Here is a 15,897-nt window from a genome sequence, read left to right on the forward strand (position 1 = left end):
CTCGCCAAGAGTTTCGCTGTCTGCGGCGAAGCCGCCCGGGAGAACGCCGAAAGCCTCCGCGGCTTTCGCTACCGCCCCCCACACCGCCGGATCCCGCAATCGACGCTTTGCCGTTAGAATCTTCCGGCGACCGGCCGGTCTTGCAGGAACCGGTCGCGCGTTTCAGCCATGCGACCCGGAGTCCGTTGTGAAGGGTGAAGAGAAAGGGAATTCGTTTTCGACCTTTGGTGGCGTCTTCACCCCGTGTGTGCTGACCATCCTGGGCGTGATCATGTTCTTGCGCTTCGGGTTCGTCGTCGGACAGGCCGGAGTGTTTGCGGCATTGGTCATTGTGCTGGCCAGCAACGCGATCACGACGCTGACCAGTTTGTCGCTTTCGGCGATCGCGACCAACACCCGTGTCGAAGGCGGCGGGGCGTATTTTTTGATCAGCCGCAGCCTGGGTCCGGAATTCGGCGGCGCGATCGGGTTGGTGTTTTTCGCCGCCCAAGCCCTCTCGGTGGCGATGTACGTGATCGGTTTCTCCGAGGCGTTTCTGGGCCTGCTGCCCGAGGGGACGTCGCCGATCTTGGTCGCTTCGGTGACCAATCTGCTGGTGACGGTGTGCGTCTGGGTCGGCGCCAGTTGGGCGATCAAAATTCAATTTGTGATCCTGGCCAGCGTTGCGATCTCGCTGCTGTCGTTTTTTGGCGGTGCGGCGGGCGGTTTCGACGCCGGACATCTGACCGCCAATTGGGGTACCGGCTTTCAGGATGGCGAATCATTCTGGACCGTCTTTGCGTTGTTTTTTCCGGCGGTGACCGGAATCATGGCCGGAGCGAATATGTCGGGCGACCTTCGCGATCCGGCGCGTTCGATCCCCGCCGGGACGCTTTCGGCCGTCGCGACGACCATGCTGATCTACGCCGCGATGGCGGTCTGCTTGGGTGCGAGCGCCAGCCGTGACGACTTGATCGGAAACAACATGGTCGTCAGCAAGGTCGCGATGTTTCCGATGCTGATCACCTTGGGCGTGTTTGCGGCAACGCTCTCGTCCGCCTTGGGCAGCATGATGGGCGCGCCGCGGATCCTGCAGTCGTTGGCCCGCGATCGGGTCTTTTTGCGACTGGTCCCCTTCGGCGTCAGCGGCAACGACGGAGAACCGCGGCGGGCGATTCTGGCCACCGCCCTGATCGCTCAAACCGGAATCATGGCGGCAGACCTGAATTCGATCGCGCCCTTGATCACGATGGCGTTCCTGTTGACCTATGGCCTGCTGAACCTGGCGACGTTTTACGAATCGATCACGAACAATCCCAGCTACCGACCACAGTTTCGTTACAGCAACTGGGTCACCGCGCTTGCCGGCGCGATCGGATGCGGCCTGGTGATGTTATTGATCGATTGGCGCTGGGCTATCGTCGCCAGCGGACTGGTCGCCGCCTTGCATAGCTACCTGACGCGCGCGGACGTGAACGCGGACTGGGGCGATTTGAGCAGCGGTTTGCTGTTCGAGCGCACCCGTCGCAATCTGTTGAAATTGGAAGACAGCTTTTATCACCCTAAGAACTGGCGGCCGTTCATTCTGGCGTTCAGCGGCAGCGGTTTTTCGCGTCCCCATCTGGTCGTCTTCGGCAGTTGGCTGTCACGTGAAACCGGCGTCTTGGCACTGGCACAGGTGATCCCCGGCGGGCTGGATGACCAGTCGGAGCGATTGGCCACCCAGGAATCGATCTTGCACGCGATGATCAAGGAACGCCATTTGGCGGCATTCCCCGCGGTCGTCGTCGCCAGCGATTACACCGCCGGCGTCCAAGCGCTCGTTCAATGCCAGGGCCTCGGGCGTCTGCGTCCCAACGTGGTCTTGATGGGATGCCCCCTGTCGGCTGATCGGATGCGCGTCTTTGGCGGCCTGCTCAGGAATCTGGAAGGACTCGATCGCAGCGTCGTGGTGCTGCGGCAAACCGACGATTCCGAAGGCGAAGACGTCGCACCGGCCGGAACGGTTGACGTCTGGTGGCGGGGGCGAGCCAACGGGGAACTGATGGTCTTGCTGGCCCACCTGATGCTCTCCCACCCGACCTGGCAGCGACGACAATTGCGATTGCTCCGCGTGGTGCAAAGCGATTCGGCGATCGATGAAGTAAACTCACACCTGGAAGGTTTGCTCCGCGAAGCCCGCATCGTCGGCCACACGGAAGTCGTGGTTTCGGACGATCCGGCCACCGCGATCCAAACGACCAGCCGAGACGCCGCGTTCGTCTTTCTGGGACTGGCGATTCCGGCCGAAGGGGATGACGTGGAGTTTCTGACACGACTGGAAGCACTTGTCGGCGAGCTGCCGCGAGTGGCACTGGTTCACAGCGGCGGCGGAATGAAGTTAGAGAGTTAGAAATGGGCAGTGTGTTCCAAGAGTCTGCCGTCCGTAGCGGCTTGGTTTCCAAGCGACAAATGGACAAGGTGCTGGAAAAGATCGGCCGCGAGGACGATGCGTTGATCGCCGCCACGCTGGTCAAAAGCGGTTTGATCACCGAATACCAGGCACAACAGCTGCACGTCGGACGGACCAAGTTGACGCTGGGGCCGTACCTGATCACCGACTGGATCGGGCAAGGCGGCATGGGGCAGGTCTTTAAAGCGGTGCACAAGGTGATGGGCCGCGAGTGTGCCGTGAAGGTCCTGCCGCTGGAAAAGTCGACGGCGCTTTCACGCGATTCCTTTACACGAGAAATCCGACTGCAGGCGGGACTGGATTGCCCCTTCGTCGTCCGGGCCTACGATGCCGGTCGCGACGGCAACGTGCACTACCTGGTCACCGAATATGTGCCGGGAACCGACCTGCGAAAACTGGTCCGTCGCGGCGGACCACTCAGCATGCAGCACGCCGCGTTGGTGATCTCCCAAGCCGCACGCGGGCTGCAATACGCCCACGACCTGGGACTGGTGCATCGCGATGTCAAACCGGGAAACATCCTGGTTACCCCCGAAGGCCACACCAAAGTCTCCGACATCGGATTGGCGGCCTGGAGCATGGGGTTGGACGATGATCCGCGAGCCGGAAAGATCGTCGGCACCGCCGACTATTTGTCGCCCGAACAGATCCGCAATCCACGCGCGATCGGCCCCGCGAGCGACCTCTATTCGCTCGGCTGCACGCTGTACTACACCGTGACCGGCAAAGTCCCCTTTCCCGGCGGCGATTCCAAAAGCAAGTGCAAACGCCATTGCGAACAGACGCCCTGGCATCCGCGGAAATTTGCCCCGGACCTGTCAGAAGACTTCGTCGACACGATCGCCGACATGATGGAGAAAGATCCGGCGCGGCGGATTGCGACCGCCACCGACGTAGCCGAACGGCTGGAAACGTGGTGCACCACGTCGTTCGAAGTGGACCGGCCGATCGAACGCCAGGCTTGGACCGCGCCGCCGATCGGAATCGACGACGCACCAGAGTTCTATCCCAACGCCAGCCCCGATGCACCGCCCCTGTTCGGTCCGGGCCAAAACGGATCGGGACATTACAGTTCCGGCCAATACAGTTCCGGCCAGCAAGGGTCGGGCAACTTCGGCTCCAAGGTCGGGATGGTCCCCTCGGATTCCTCGATGCCGGTGCTGTTGGACCAGCCGATCGATCCGGCCATGGCCCGCGAGCGACGCAAGCCGTTCCCCGTCGGCTTTGTCGGTGGATTACTGCTCGGTATTTTACTCGGCGCCCTGACGGCGCTTTACTGCGTCCGCGAGTTTCTGTGATCTCGCACAGTGCCAGGCGCGACGCGTGAGCGAGGGGCCGCACATCGCCCCTCGCTCACGCTTCGCTCCTGGCATCGAAAGATTGACGAGTGTCGCGACCTCAAAACAGGGCGTGAGCAAACACGACACTTCAAGGAACTCAACTCAATCGCACCACTACCAACGGTCTTCGGGACGCTCCAGGATCTCGCGTAGCAAGAAGGCTTGTTGCAGCCCGCCGGGGCGGTGCAGCAGATCCAGCAACTGCTCAGCCGGTGTACCCCCGGCGGCGGAAATCACACCGGGTTCACCCTCTCGACGTTCATCGATCTCGGCTTTTTGCTGTGCCAATCGAGCTCGCGCCTCTTCGGCCTTCTTTTTCGCCTCGGCCAGTTTGCGTCGCCGCTCGGCCAACGGGTTGACGGGTTCTTCGACGACCTCCGCGACCGGAATCGGCTCCTCCACCGGCTGACGAACTTGTCGTTCACGCTTGGCTTCGGTGTACTCCGGGCGCGGCCGCGGCTTCGGCCTGGCCGCTCCGCCCCCGCCAGCTTGTTGCTGCTTTTGGGCACGGCGTTCGGCGGCACGTTTGAGAAAATCTTCCAGGTCGCCAGCCATGTTTCACTCGGGTGGGGTTAGGCGTTCTTGCGTTCCAGATTGCTGCGCGATTGGCCGGTCGTGGCGATCGACTTTCGCATCTCCGTGTCGGCGCTCACGTTTTGCAGTTTGTAGTAATCCAAAATGTGTAGTTTTCCGGTTCGGAACGCTTCACTCATCGCTTCGGGGACCGACGCTTGGGCCATCACCAATGCGGCACGACTCTCTTCGATCTTGGCTTCGTTCTCCTTCTCTTCGGCCGCCGCGGCCGCCCGTTTGCCTTCGGCGCGGGCCCGCGCGACTTGCGTGTCGGCTTCGGCCTGGTCGGCCATCAGCCGTGCACCGATGTTCGCGCCGACGTCGATGTCGGCGATGTCGATCGAGACGATTTCAAACGCCGTTTGGGAATCAAGCCGTTTCGCCAGCACCGCCTTGCTGATCACGTCCGGGTTTTCCAGTACCGCGGCGTGACTGTCCGCGCTGCCGATCGCGCTGACGATCCCTTCGCCAACACGGGCGATGATTGTTTCCTCGGTCGCACCGCCGATCAGCTGCTGCAAATTGGCTCGAACCGTCACCCGGGCACGAACCTTCAATTGAATCCCGTCTTTGGCCACCGCATCAAGCGACGGTTTGACCGAACCGCGTGGCGGACAATCGATCACTTTGGGATACACACTCGTCTTGACCGACTCCAACACGTCGCGGCCGGCCAGGTCAATCGCCGCGGCCTCTCGGAATGTCAACGAAATCGTCTTTGCTTTCTTGGCCGCGATCACCGCACGGACGACTTGTTGGACATTGCCGCCGGCCAGGTAGTGGGCTTCCAGCGCCTCGCTGGTCATCGCCGGATCATCCAATCCCGCTTGAACCGCCATGATCTTGCTGCGGACGATCGATCGGGCATTGACCTTTCGAAATGTCATCCCGATCAAATCGCCAAAGCCAACGCCGGCACCGGTCAACCAGGACTGAACCCAGATCCCAAAGTAACTGGCAAAAACAAACACGACGACCAGCACGACGCCGATCAAAATCAATGCGCCCACCAGCGCCGGGACCGTCAAATCACTCGCATCAACGGCGAGCAAACCAAATGACGACATGTCCGGTGCAGAGAATAGTGACGACCCGAAAACCATTGTGTTGCATCCTGTCCGTGCGAATCGAGTTCAGCCGATCGGCTTGCTTGGCCGACCGCATCGAAGGCCGACGCAGTCGGTCGATCAAGACTTCCGTCAAATGTACAGGATCCGAACACCCGTCGCGACACCCTTCAACACGGCCGAGGACCAGAATCAAGGGACCGTTTTAGGAGTCTACCGCAGCTGCGTTTCCGGTTGGGCTGGACCGTCGCCGTACTCTCCGAGGTCGGCGCGGGGCAAAGCTTCGCTTTTTCGCGCACGCCGAGTTTGGTGAACACGGCGACCCTCCCATCGCATCTTCAATCCGAAGAATCAGCGGCGGTAGGCGGCTGGTTCCGCGTTCGATTCAACGTCAGCATGACCATGCCTATAAACACTCACTCGTCCATGTCCTCTAAATCCAACGACTCCAGCGTCGCTTCGATCGCGTCGGTTCGACGTTCCAAGGCCACCTGCTCCGGTTCCATATCGACACGCTCCGCTACGCGAACACGCAACTTTCCGGCCACCGCGCTGATCACGACGATCGGCGTTCCGGCATCAATCGGACTGCCATCAGACACCGCGTCCAACCGCTTGCCATCAATGACCACCAATCCGCTGGGCAAAAGATTTGTCTTGGCGACCCCCACATGCCCCACCAAATCCTTCCGCTTTTCACCGCTCCGAAGTCGACTCTCGGTCGGTTCGTCCACCTGACCGGGTCGCCGGTTCAAGATCCGTTTGCCGATCGGTGAATGCGGCCAGAATCGGATCATCAGATACAACACCACGGGCGTCGAAACCAACACCGTCGCCGTGACCACAAAACCGGCCGCCGCACTGTGGGTGAACGCGATCACGATCGACGTCGTCGCGGCAATCGCCGCGGCAACACCAACCATCCCCGCACTGGGAATAAAGAACTCGCCCACCAGCAGGACAAAGAACAAAGCTAGCAAAGCCAGGGAGTAGGTCAGGGGCATCGGCTATTCTTCGACCACCACTTTGGCACCTTGCACGTCGACCACCGTCACCGAGACTCCTTTGTCGATCATCGATCCATCGCTGACGACCTGGACGATTTGATCTCCGAACCTGGCCTTTCCACTCGGCCGCAGCGGCGTCGTGGTTTGCCCGGTCTGATGCAGCAGGGCGCTAAAATCCACCAGTTTCTCCGCTCGATCGATCGCCTCTGCATCCGGCGTCTCCATGATCAAATGGCGAAACAGGGGCAAATGGGGAAAGAATTGTCGCATTAAAACAAATCCGCCAAACAATCCCATCAGCCCGCCCAGCGCCGCCCAGATCCCGCGCGTGATCACGGTCAGCTGATAGGAGTTTTGCGGCAGCACAAATGTCTGGCTCATCAGGACGATCGATGCAATCGTCATGATCAGCCCCCCGATGCCGAACACCCCGAAACCCGGAATCACAAAAATCTCCAGCGCAATGCACGCCAATCCCAGCATCAACAGCACCAGCTCGAGCCACTCCGCGGTACCGGCCAGATAGTTCATCCAGAAAAACAGCCCGAAACACACCATCGCCAGGAAACCCGGAACGCCCATTCCGGGCGCATTCATTTCCGCCGACAAGGCGACGAATCCGACCATCAGCAAGATCATCATCAGCCCCTGGCTTCGACCGAGCCGTTCCACGAACCGAACCAAGCCGCGATCAGAAACCGGTTTGGGCACAGCCTCCATTCCACTGCGGCGGGCGACGTCATCGATCGAGTCGCTGCGACCGTCGGCCAACCCCAACTCAATGGCCCGATCTGCCGACAGCCCGTCCTTCATTTCGATCCGTTCGCCTTTCTCCCAGCGGTCGCGTTCCAAATCGGGGTCGTCGGCCTGGGCCACCAAATCGGCCGGGGTCGAATACTTGACTCGCCCGGTCTTCGTGTTGGTGTATCGATAGACCTCCAACTCGCTGCACAACAAACCGCGAATCAAGCCCGCCGGTCGTTTGGTCGCCCGGGCGATGGTGTCGATCAATTCGTCGTGGTTGTCCAAATCCGTCAGTGAAATCTCATCGGCACCGGTTCCCCCCAGCACCGACTCGGCGGTCATGTACAGTGGTTTGCAAGACAGAGCCAGCAGCGCGCTGTCGCTGCGGGCCTCGGTGCTGATGAAACCGACGACCGAACGCAGGGGCGGTTCGGGCATCGCAAACATGCTGGCCAAACTGGCGCTCTGATCCAGATCCCCGCCGTTGGAATCGAACGCGACCAGCCAGGTGTTAACCGAGCCTTCGGTCAGCGATCCGTTCAGATTGCTTTGCCAACGTCGAACGCGGCTTCGTGAAATCGAACCTGCGATTTCCAGCAACACGCCTTCGCTGGCGCCACCGACCGCGGCCGAATCAACCGGCGTCAGTTGTGCCAGATCCAACACCTCGGCGGCTTCTTCCGACGTTTCCACAATCCCCGCGGCGATCCGCGCCGAGCGTAGTTGGTTGGCCGAAAGCGACGCCGGAACGCCCGCTGCACTCCAGACCTCTTCCCCGAGCACGTCGCCGGTTTCACGCAGTTTCACGAGATCGTCGCCTGCAGCGAACGATTTTCCGCCGCCGACCTTGCTGACCCACGCCAATTCGACGTCGGGATCGATCAGTGCGCTGACGACTGGTTTTGGAAACAGCCCGCGCCGCGCGGCAATACTTTGGTAGGTCAGCACGATGGTTTCGTCGTCGCCACTCTCGCCGACCGACGCGTCAATCAACTGTGCTTCGGCGGAAAGCAGAAGGGTGTCCGACGCCAGGATCGGCAGCAGCGAATGCCCCGTCACCGTCCCCTGGACGAAGGAGACGATTCTCAGGGACCGAAGGCGGTCGCCGGTGACTGCCCGAGCGACTTTCAGCGCATCTTCAAACGAGGTCGCTTCCCCGCCCGAGGAATCCACGCCGTAGCGGAGCACCACGTCCAAACGCCCATCGGCGGGCGCGGATTTTGCCAGTCGTTCCAGCTGTCCGACCAGGGCCGTCGCCGATTGGCTGCCCAGCGGCACGGGAACGTCCACCACATAGCCGCTTTCGGCGTCCGCGGCGAATCCCGGCGGAATCCACAGCAGCGCCAAAAAGGCGAACGAAAACCAAGCTCGAAAGGTCACGACACCCACTCCATAAACGACAAAAACGACGCACGTTTGATTATAGGGCACGAAAGCCCCAGGACGAGGTCGCTGTCGCTTGTAGAAGTCGTTCCCGCTTAAAGCGGGCCACATCGCTCGATGCCAGGATGCTCAGCAAAGCGTGGAAAAGACGCCGAATCTCCCCTGGCAGGGTTCGCTGCACTTTATCGACAAATCGACGGGCGAAAGAGAGACTCGGGCTGGGCTCCGCAAAATCCAAGTTTTTCGGTGGTTCGGGATTCTAGCGAAATCATTCCGCGACGGGTGGTCGACTCACCGCAGCCATCTGGCGACGTAGCACGAGTGACATCAGCCGATTCGCGCAAGCGTTCGGGCCCCAGCGTTGATAGAGGACCAGCGTTGATAGAGCCCCAGCGTTGATAGAGCCCCAGCGTTGATAGAGCCCCAGCGTCGATGGATGCCCGTAGGCTGGCGCCACACGGCTGATCCCAAGAGAGTTCAGCGGAATCGAAAACGCCAATACCCTACGAACGAAAAATCGAACGATTTCGCGCAGCTCCGACAGGGACTGAATCGGCTTTGGGAGAAAGATCAACCCGCGGATGGCGAAGTGTGCCCATCGATGTCATTCGGCCTGGAATCCATGGGCACGCCCTGCCAACCGCGGGTTTGACTCGTCGCGGCGTCCCGGCACCGGGTTTTAAACCAGGCCACCCTTATCAAATCGGTGCGTCCCACGTCGGCGACGCTGATACCTGGTCGACCGCTGTCAAAGGTGGCCTCAGCCGGCCACTCGCAGCTTGGGCCGCGATTCGTCGGTCAGCATCGCTCGGATGCGTTCGAAATCCTCGCCGTCGCTGAAATGGATGGTGATCTTTCCGCGGCCGCGGGCGCTGCTTTTGATTTCGACCTTGGTGCCGAACACCATCCGCAGTTCCTGCTGCATTGCTTCCAGGTGCGGCGAGGCTTGGCGACGTTTTTGGCGGGTCGCGTTGACGACCTTTCGTCCGGTCTCCTGATCTTCTTCCGCCTTCAACATTTCCGAAACCAACGTCTCGGTGGCACGGACGCTGATCCGGTCGTCCATGATCTTCTTGGCAGTCGTGATTTGGACCTGTTCGTCGCCGATCGGCAACAATGCCCGTGCATGTCCGGCGGTGATTTTCCCATCTTGCAGCAGATCCAGAATGCTTTCGGGCAATTCCAACAACCGCATCAGGTTGGCGATCGTGCTGCGGTCAATGCTCAGCCGCCGCGCCAGGTCGTCTTGTTTGCATTTGTGCTCGTCGATGTAGCGTTTGAACGATAACGCCTTTTCGATCGGGTTCAGATCCTTGCGTTGCAGGTTTTCGATGATCGCCAGTTCTGCGACCAGTCGATCGTCTGCCTCGCGGACCTCTGCACGGATCGTGTCCATCCCGGCATGGATCGTCGCGCGAAGCCTGCGTTCGCCGCTGATCAACTGGTAGCGACCGTCGACGATCCGGACCAGGATCGGCTGCAGCTGCTGGTGGCTCTTGATGCTCTCGGCCAGCGACGCGATCTCTTCGGCGTTGAACTCCCGCCGCGGCTGGAACGGGTTGTTCTCGATCTGGTCGACCGGTAACGACAGCGTCTGAATTCCCTTCGACTGGCCGCCAACGCTCGATTCGCTTTGCGTCGGATTCCCTTCCTCGTCCAGCGGGCTGCCGAGCAATGCGGCCAAACCTTTCCCCAAGCGACGATCTTTTGTCCCGGCAGATGAACTAGTCACGCTGTAGCACCTCCATGCACAACTGCGTATAAGCGAACGCACCACGAGATCGCGGGGCGTATTGGAAAACACTTTTGCCGTGACTGGGGGCCTCGCTCAGCGAAACGTCCCGTGGCACGACGGATTCAAACACGATGTCACCGAAGAACTCGCGGACCTCCTGGTCGACTTCGCGAGTCAGTTCCAATCCGGGATCGTACATGGTCAGTAAGATCCCGCCAAAGGTCAGTCGGCCGTCGGTTGCGACGATGACCTTGCGAATGGTTTTGATCAACTGCGTCAGACCTTCCATCGCGAAATACTCGCACTGGATCGGCATCAGAACCTCGGTGCTGGCCGCCAACGCGGTCTGAGTCAGTTCGCCGACGCTGGGCGGACAGTCGATCAGCACGAAGTCGTACTCCTCCAGCACGCTGTCCAGGTGCTTGCGGACCCGCATCGATTGCTGGTCGTCCGAGGTGGCCAGCAAGTCGATGTCCTGGAACGTGCGGCTGCCCGGCAGCAAGGACAATCCCGGCTGGCGGGTCTGGACGATCGATTCGGCGATCGACATGTCACTGACCAAGGCATGCCCGTTGGTCGGCTCCTGCCCCAGCGAACTGGTCGCGTTGCACTGCGGATCCATGTCCAGCAGCAAACAAGACTGCTCGGCGATCGAAAGCGCGGCCGCCAGATTCACCGCGGTCGTCGTCTTACCGACGCCGCCCTTCTGGTTCACCACGCAAAGGATTCGTCCCACGGCCTTCGTTCCCAAGAGAAACAGTTTCGAACCGAACAGCGGTTCTCGTTTCGCGGGAAACTAGGCAATGCGACTCTGGTGAAACAAGGCCGGTTTCACAAGAAACTGGGGTTGACAGGGGCGAGCCTGTTGCAGGGGTTTTTGGGAGTGGGGAGTGGGGAGTGGGGAGCGGGGAGCGGGGAGCGGGGAGCGGGGAGCGGGGAGACGATTGGCAGAATGATGGTGTGCGCGTGGGGCAGAACTCGACAGGCCTTGCCGGACGCCGATTGGATGGGGCAGCTTTTGGCATCCAAAGTAGATTCTCTCCCTCCGGGCGAGACGGCGTTTGCGCAGCAAGCAAACGCCAGAGAGGGCCGGCCTCACAAAAAGCCGCCGCCGAAAGCGCTGGTGGCCCAGAAAACTCCTGGCGGCCTCCAAGACTCCCAACTCCCAACTCCCAACTCCCGACTCCCAACTCCCGACTCCCAACTCCCGACTCCCAACTCCCAACTCCCAACTCCCAACTCCCAACTCCCAACTCCCAACTCCCAACTCCCAACTCCCAACACGGCCCGATCGCCCCACAAAAAAACTCGCCGCAAGGCAACGCCCTGCAGCGAGTCAGTGAATCTTCAAACCTCAGGTCCCGAGCAACTTGAAACCTGGAACTTGAAACCCCGAAATCAATACCGGTAGTGGTCCGGCTTGTACGGGCCGTCGACGTCGACGCCCATGTATTCGGCTTGTTCTTTGGACAGCCGGGTCAGTTTGGCACCGAGCTGACCGAGGTGCAGGCGGGCGACTTCCTCGTCCAGTTGCTTGGGCAGCATGTGGACGGCGGTGCTGTAGGACTTGCTTTCGCGGCTGCCCCACAGTTCGATCTGGGCCAGCACCTGATTGGTGAACGAGGTGCTCATGACAAAACTGGGGTGGCCGGTGGCACAGCCCAAGTTCACCAGGCGGCCCTTGGCCAGGATGATCACGCTGCGGCCGGTATCCTTGAACGTGTAGCGGTCGACGGCGCCGATGTCGGCCGGCTTGATTTCGTCCTTGGTCGCCCGCCCCTGCTCGACTTCGTTCTCCAACCACGCCACATCGATTTCGGTATCGAAGTGGCCGATGTTGCAGCAGATCGCGTCCTCGGGCATTTGCTTCATGTGCTCGCCCAGGATGATGTCCTTGTTGCCGGTCGTGGTGACGTACAGCCGGCCTTCCTTACAGGCCTCTTCCATCGTGGTCACTTCGAACCCTTCCATCGCCGCCTGCAAGGCATTGATCGGATCGATCTCGGTCACCAAAACGCGACATCCGTAGCGTTGCAGGCTGTGGGCACATCCCTTTCCGACATCGCCGTAGCCGCAGACCACGGCGACCTTGCCGGCCAACATCACGTCGGTCGCCCGCTTGACGCCGTCGGCCAACGATTCGCGACAGCCGTACAAGTTGTCGAACTTGCTCTTCGTCGCACTGTCGTTGACGTTGATCGCCGGCACCTGCAATTTGCCGGACCGGTTCAGCACTTCCAGGCGGTGGATCCCGGCGGTCGTCTCTTCGCTGATCCCGTGAATGTCCTTCAACAACTCGGGGAAGCGATCGTGGACCATCGCGGTCAAGTCACCGCCGTCGTCCAGGATCATGTTCAACTTCTCGCCCGACGGGAACGTCAGCGTTTGCTCGATGCACCAATCGAACTCTTCCTCGGTCATCCCCTTCCATGCGTAGACGGGGACACCGGCGGCGGCGATCGCGGCGGCGGCGTGATCCTGGGTGCTGAAGATGTTGCAGCTGCTCCAAGTCACCTCGGCGCCCAGCTCGATCAACGTCTCGATCAAGACCGCGGTCTGGATCGTCATGTGCAGGCAGCCGGCGATCCGCGCGCCTGCCAGCGGCTTGGACTTGCCGTACTTCTCACGCAGCGCCATCAGGCCCGGCATTTCGGTTTCGGCCAAATTGATTTCTTTACGGCCGTACTCGGCCAACGAGATGTCTTTGACCTTGTACGGCAATCGTTCGGTATCGACTTGCGACACGGGTAAACTCCTAAAGTGTGGTGAATCAAATTCACTCACGTATGAGGGGCTACGGACCTACCACAGGGACTCCCGCTGGCACGCGCTCCCCGAACGCGTTTGCTGGCCGCCCTCCCAGTCGCACTGAGCTGTCGATCGCACTGAGCTGTCAATCGCACAGGCGATCAGAAAAGCAACTGCACCGAGGACGGCCGAATCGAGCTCCGGCACCCGCCGGAAAATCCCACTCGATTGAACCGCGTAGTCTAGCGAGGGATCGTTTTCTGGTCACCGGGCCTAGCCAGAAAGTCTGGGCAGGGCCCCTGCCCCACGTACGACGGCCCTTCCGGGCGGTCGCTCCTCGCTTTCTCACGTACGACGGCCCTTCCGGGCGGTCGCTCCTCGCTGCCTCACGTACGACGGCCCTTCCGGGCGGTCGCTCCTCGCTGCCTCACGTACGACGGCCCTTCCGGGCGGTCGCTCCTCGCTGCGACGGGAAGTGAAGTGTATTGCTGACCAATATCCTTGCGAGCAAGACAATGTTGCCAGACCAAGCTTGGTAAACTCGTCTTTATTGCGAGACGATATTGATGATTCTGGCTCCCCTCTTCCCCAGTAAACCTGGTGAGATTCAGCGAGTCAGGTTTACTGGGGGAGAGGGGCCGAGGGCGGCCTGATGAAAAGTACGTGGCGTCGAAATCTGGTGAACCGGCAATATCTGGTGAACCGGCAATGATTGAAAATTGCAAAATGAACAGTGCAAATTGCGAAATGATTTGAGCGACGATTCTCGGCAAATTTGCATTTTGCAATGAACAGGTTGCAATTTGCAATCGAGGGATCCAGCTGGATCGCTGATCGTCCCCGAACCTACCCAACGTTTCAAGTTCCATTGAATTGCGCCAGGCCAGGCCGGGGGTGAGGGGGACTCCCTGGCGTGGTCCTAGCACTGGAGCGTGGTAGATCTGACGCAGAGATTCCACGCCGAAGTGGAGAGAACCGGCAACAATTGCATCACAGGATCGCTGGAGACTTGGTGGGGCAATCGAGATGCAGCAGCAATAGATTTCAGGTTCCAAGCAGCGACGGGGGAGTCGCCTAAAGGCTAAACACCAACGCTGGGTACAAACGCCCCCCTCGCTACGGTACCCCGCGTCCTCTGCTGCCGATGCCCGACCTGTCGAGCCCTCCGCATCAACCGCGTGCCGCGGCGATGAACGCCCGGATGCGGGCTTCGTTTTTGACGCCGCGCGGGCACTCCACTCCGCTGGCCGTGTCCACCGAGACGGCTCCGGTCGCATCGATTGCCTGCCGCACATTCTCCGGTTTCAAACCGCCGGCGAGCGTCCAGCCGATCGACGGATTGGCCTCCGCCCACGCCGCAACCGACGGCCAGTCCAGTGTCTTGCCGCTGCCGCCGTGCGCGGCACCGGCATCCACATCCAGCAACAGGTGACAACCGATCTCAATCCAGGGCGCCGCTCGCTCCCTCATCAACTCCCCGGCAAAGGGCCCCCGAGGCAGCTTGATCGCTCGCAACACGGGCCAGCCCGCCTGCCGTAGCGACGCGGCGGTTTGAAGGCGCTCGTCCCCGTGCAGCTGGATGGCATCGAGTCCGACCGATCCGGCGATCCGTTCCATTTCCACGGCAGATTCGTTGACGAAGACACCGACACGCAGCAGCCCGAGCCGGCCGGCCAACTCGGACAACGCTCCGGTCGCCGGGTCGCTGGGATCAACGTAGCGAACGCTCTGGGGGAAAAAATTCAAGCCGATCGCGTCGCCGCCCGATTTCTCGACCGCACGAACGTCTTCGGCCAGTCGTACTCCACAGATTTTTGTCCGAAACACAGTTGCCACCCGAGCGATCGATTCAAACCTAACAAACTGCACCACTTCCGCTGGCCACTCGGCCGGGCGATGTCGATAACCCGAAAACGACACGCTCCATCGACGGAGCCCTCTTCACCTACGTGCACAGCCATTCGGAGCCATCCCAGCGATGAGAGATCGATCCAACATCGTCGACCTGGTACTCGCCTTTGCCGCCACGTTCGTCATCACGTTGGCCCTTTGGCCGCGCGACGCACCACGACAAATCGTCCGATGCAACACAGCCGACCAGGGCTGGAAAACGTACAGCATCGCGATCAACGATCCTAGCCTGGATGACCTGAAACAAAAGCTGCGCCGGTGGGCCACTCCCGAATCGCACCCGGCTTACGTGACCGCAAAGTGGCAAAAGGAAGTGGCCGAATTCTACGAGAACAGCCAACCGGCGGCGGCCGAAGCGAAGCCGATCCCGCGACCGGTCAAACGTGCTTCTCGCTCCCCGATGACCGCCACCATCTCCGACACCGTGACGACGGCGTCCTACGAAACGGAATTGGAAGTCCCGAAACAGGCCGTTCAAATGGCGGCCTATGTCCAGCCGGTCACGTCGCCGGTCGATGCACCCGCCGAACAGCCGACGGCCTCGGCGACTGCGACGGCCACGAAACCCGCGGACGATTCGACCTACTGGTCGACTGTCAAAGCCTCGGCGGTGGCGTCGATGGAATTGGTCGAAGCACGGACCGCCAGCGCCCCGATCGTCTTCGACACGGTCACCCCGGCCAGCTGGCCTCAGTTGGCGTTCCACTTTGCCTTCCTGTTCGGAATCGCGGCGGCTTGCGGCTACATGCACTGGCTCGCACTCGCCCCGCTCCTCAAAAACACCTCGTTCGACCAGCAACCGGGCGGAGTGCTGGCTCGCATCGGAACGTTCTCCGGCGTGATCGCACTGGCGATGATCAGCGCCATCGCCGTCTGGATCTGACGGCATCGGCGGGAATACGAAGATCGTGCTCACGTTCGCGTTAGATTCTGCCGATTATTCCGATTGGAGGGATCG

General features: G+C 60.8%; 11 protein-coding genes. 3 read left to right on the top strand and 8 right to left on the bottom strand.

Features of this window, described 5'->3' with window-relative positions:
• Window positions 1–187 precede the first annotated feature (187 nt).
• Both Mal15_RS18190 and Mal15_RS18195 read left to right on the top strand, forming a co-directional pair.
• On the top strand, window positions 188–2,371 hold the full coding sequence (locus Mal15_RS18190) for an APC family permease (RefSeq protein WP_233902867.1): 2,184 nt from the start codon (window positions 188–190) through the stop codon (window positions 2,369–2,371).
• 2 nt (window positions 2,372–2,373) lie between these two features.
• A complete protein-coding gene (locus tag Mal15_RS18195; protein WP_147869078.1) occupies window positions 2,374–3,729 on the top strand; it encodes a serine/threonine protein kinase in 1,356 nt (451 codons plus the stop codon).
• A 156-nt stretch (window positions 3,730–3,885) separates the two neighbouring features.
• On the opposite strand, the gene Mal15_RS18200 is transcribed toward Mal15_RS18195, so the two are convergent.
• The 8 genes from Mal15_RS18200 to Mal15_RS18240 all read right to left on the bottom strand — a co-directional run bounded on the left by Mal15_RS18200 (window position 3,886) and on the right by Mal15_RS18240 (window position 14,864).
• Window positions 3,886–4,326 carry a hypothetical protein gene (locus Mal15_RS18200; RefSeq protein WP_147869079.1) on the bottom strand — a complete coding sequence of 147 codons (441 nt, stop codon included), beginning with the start codon at window positions 4,324–4,326 and terminating at the stop codon, window positions 3,886–3,888.
• Between the two features lie 17 nt (window positions 4,327–4,343).
• Window positions 4,344–5,411, bottom strand: a complete 1,068-nt coding sequence (gene floA / locus Mal15_RS18205; protein ID WP_147869080.1) for a flotillin-like protein FloA — start codon at window positions 5,409–5,411, stop codon at window positions 4,344–4,346.
• A gap of 416 nt (window positions 5,412–5,827) precedes the next feature.
• The gene (locus Mal15_RS18210) at window positions 5,828–6,415 is read right to left on the bottom strand and encodes an NfeD family protein (RefSeq protein ID WP_147869081.1); all 588 of its coding nucleotides are present in this window, start codon (window positions 6,413–6,415) and stop codon (window positions 5,828–5,830) included.
• Window positions 6,416–6,418: 3 nt separating this feature from the next.
• Entirely contained in the window at window positions 6,419–8,542 is a 2,124-nt protein-coding gene (locus Mal15_RS18215) for an NfeD family protein (protein WP_167546899.1), read from the bottom strand.
• Between the two features lie 763 nt (window positions 8,543–9,305).
• The gene (locus tag Mal15_RS18220) at window positions 9,306–10,277 is read right to left on the bottom strand and encodes a ParB/RepB/Spo0J family partition protein (protein WP_147869083.1); all 972 of its coding nucleotides are present in this window, start codon (window positions 10,275–10,277) and stop codon (window positions 9,306–9,308) included.
• A complete protein-coding gene (locus Mal15_RS18225; RefSeq protein ID WP_147869084.1) occupies window positions 10,270–11,016 on the bottom strand; it encodes a ParA family protein in 747 nt (248 codons plus the stop codon). The genes Mal15_RS18220 and Mal15_RS18225 overlap by 8 nt, the downstream gene beginning before the upstream one ends.
• A gap of 662 nt (window positions 11,017–11,678) precedes the next feature.
• Window positions 11,679–13,025, bottom strand: coding sequence for an adenosylhomocysteinase (ahcY, locus tag Mal15_RS18235; protein WP_147869086.1), 1,347 nt, complete (start codon window positions 13,023–13,025; stop codon window positions 11,679–11,681).
• 1,173 nt (window positions 13,026–14,198) lie between these two features.
• On the bottom strand, window positions 14,199–14,864 hold the full coding sequence (locus Mal15_RS18240; protein ID WP_233902868.1) for a phosphoribosylanthranilate isomerase: 666 nt from the start codon (window positions 14,862–14,864) through the stop codon (window positions 14,199–14,201).
• A 142-nt stretch (window positions 14,865–15,006) separates the two neighbouring features.
• Here Mal15_RS18240 and Mal15_RS18245 point away from each other — a divergent pair, with 142 nt between their 5' ends.
• Window positions 15,007–15,822, top strand: a complete 816-nt coding sequence (locus Mal15_RS18245) for a hypothetical protein (protein ID WP_147869087.1) — start codon at window positions 15,007–15,009, stop codon at window positions 15,820–15,822.
• Window positions 15,823–15,897: the final 75 nt, after the last annotated feature.

Origin of the sequence: Stieleria maiorica, from assembly GCF_008035925.1 — a bacterium.
Classification (GTDB): Bacteria; Planctomycetota; Planctomycetia; order Pirellulales; family Pirellulaceae; genus Stieleria; species Stieleria maiorica.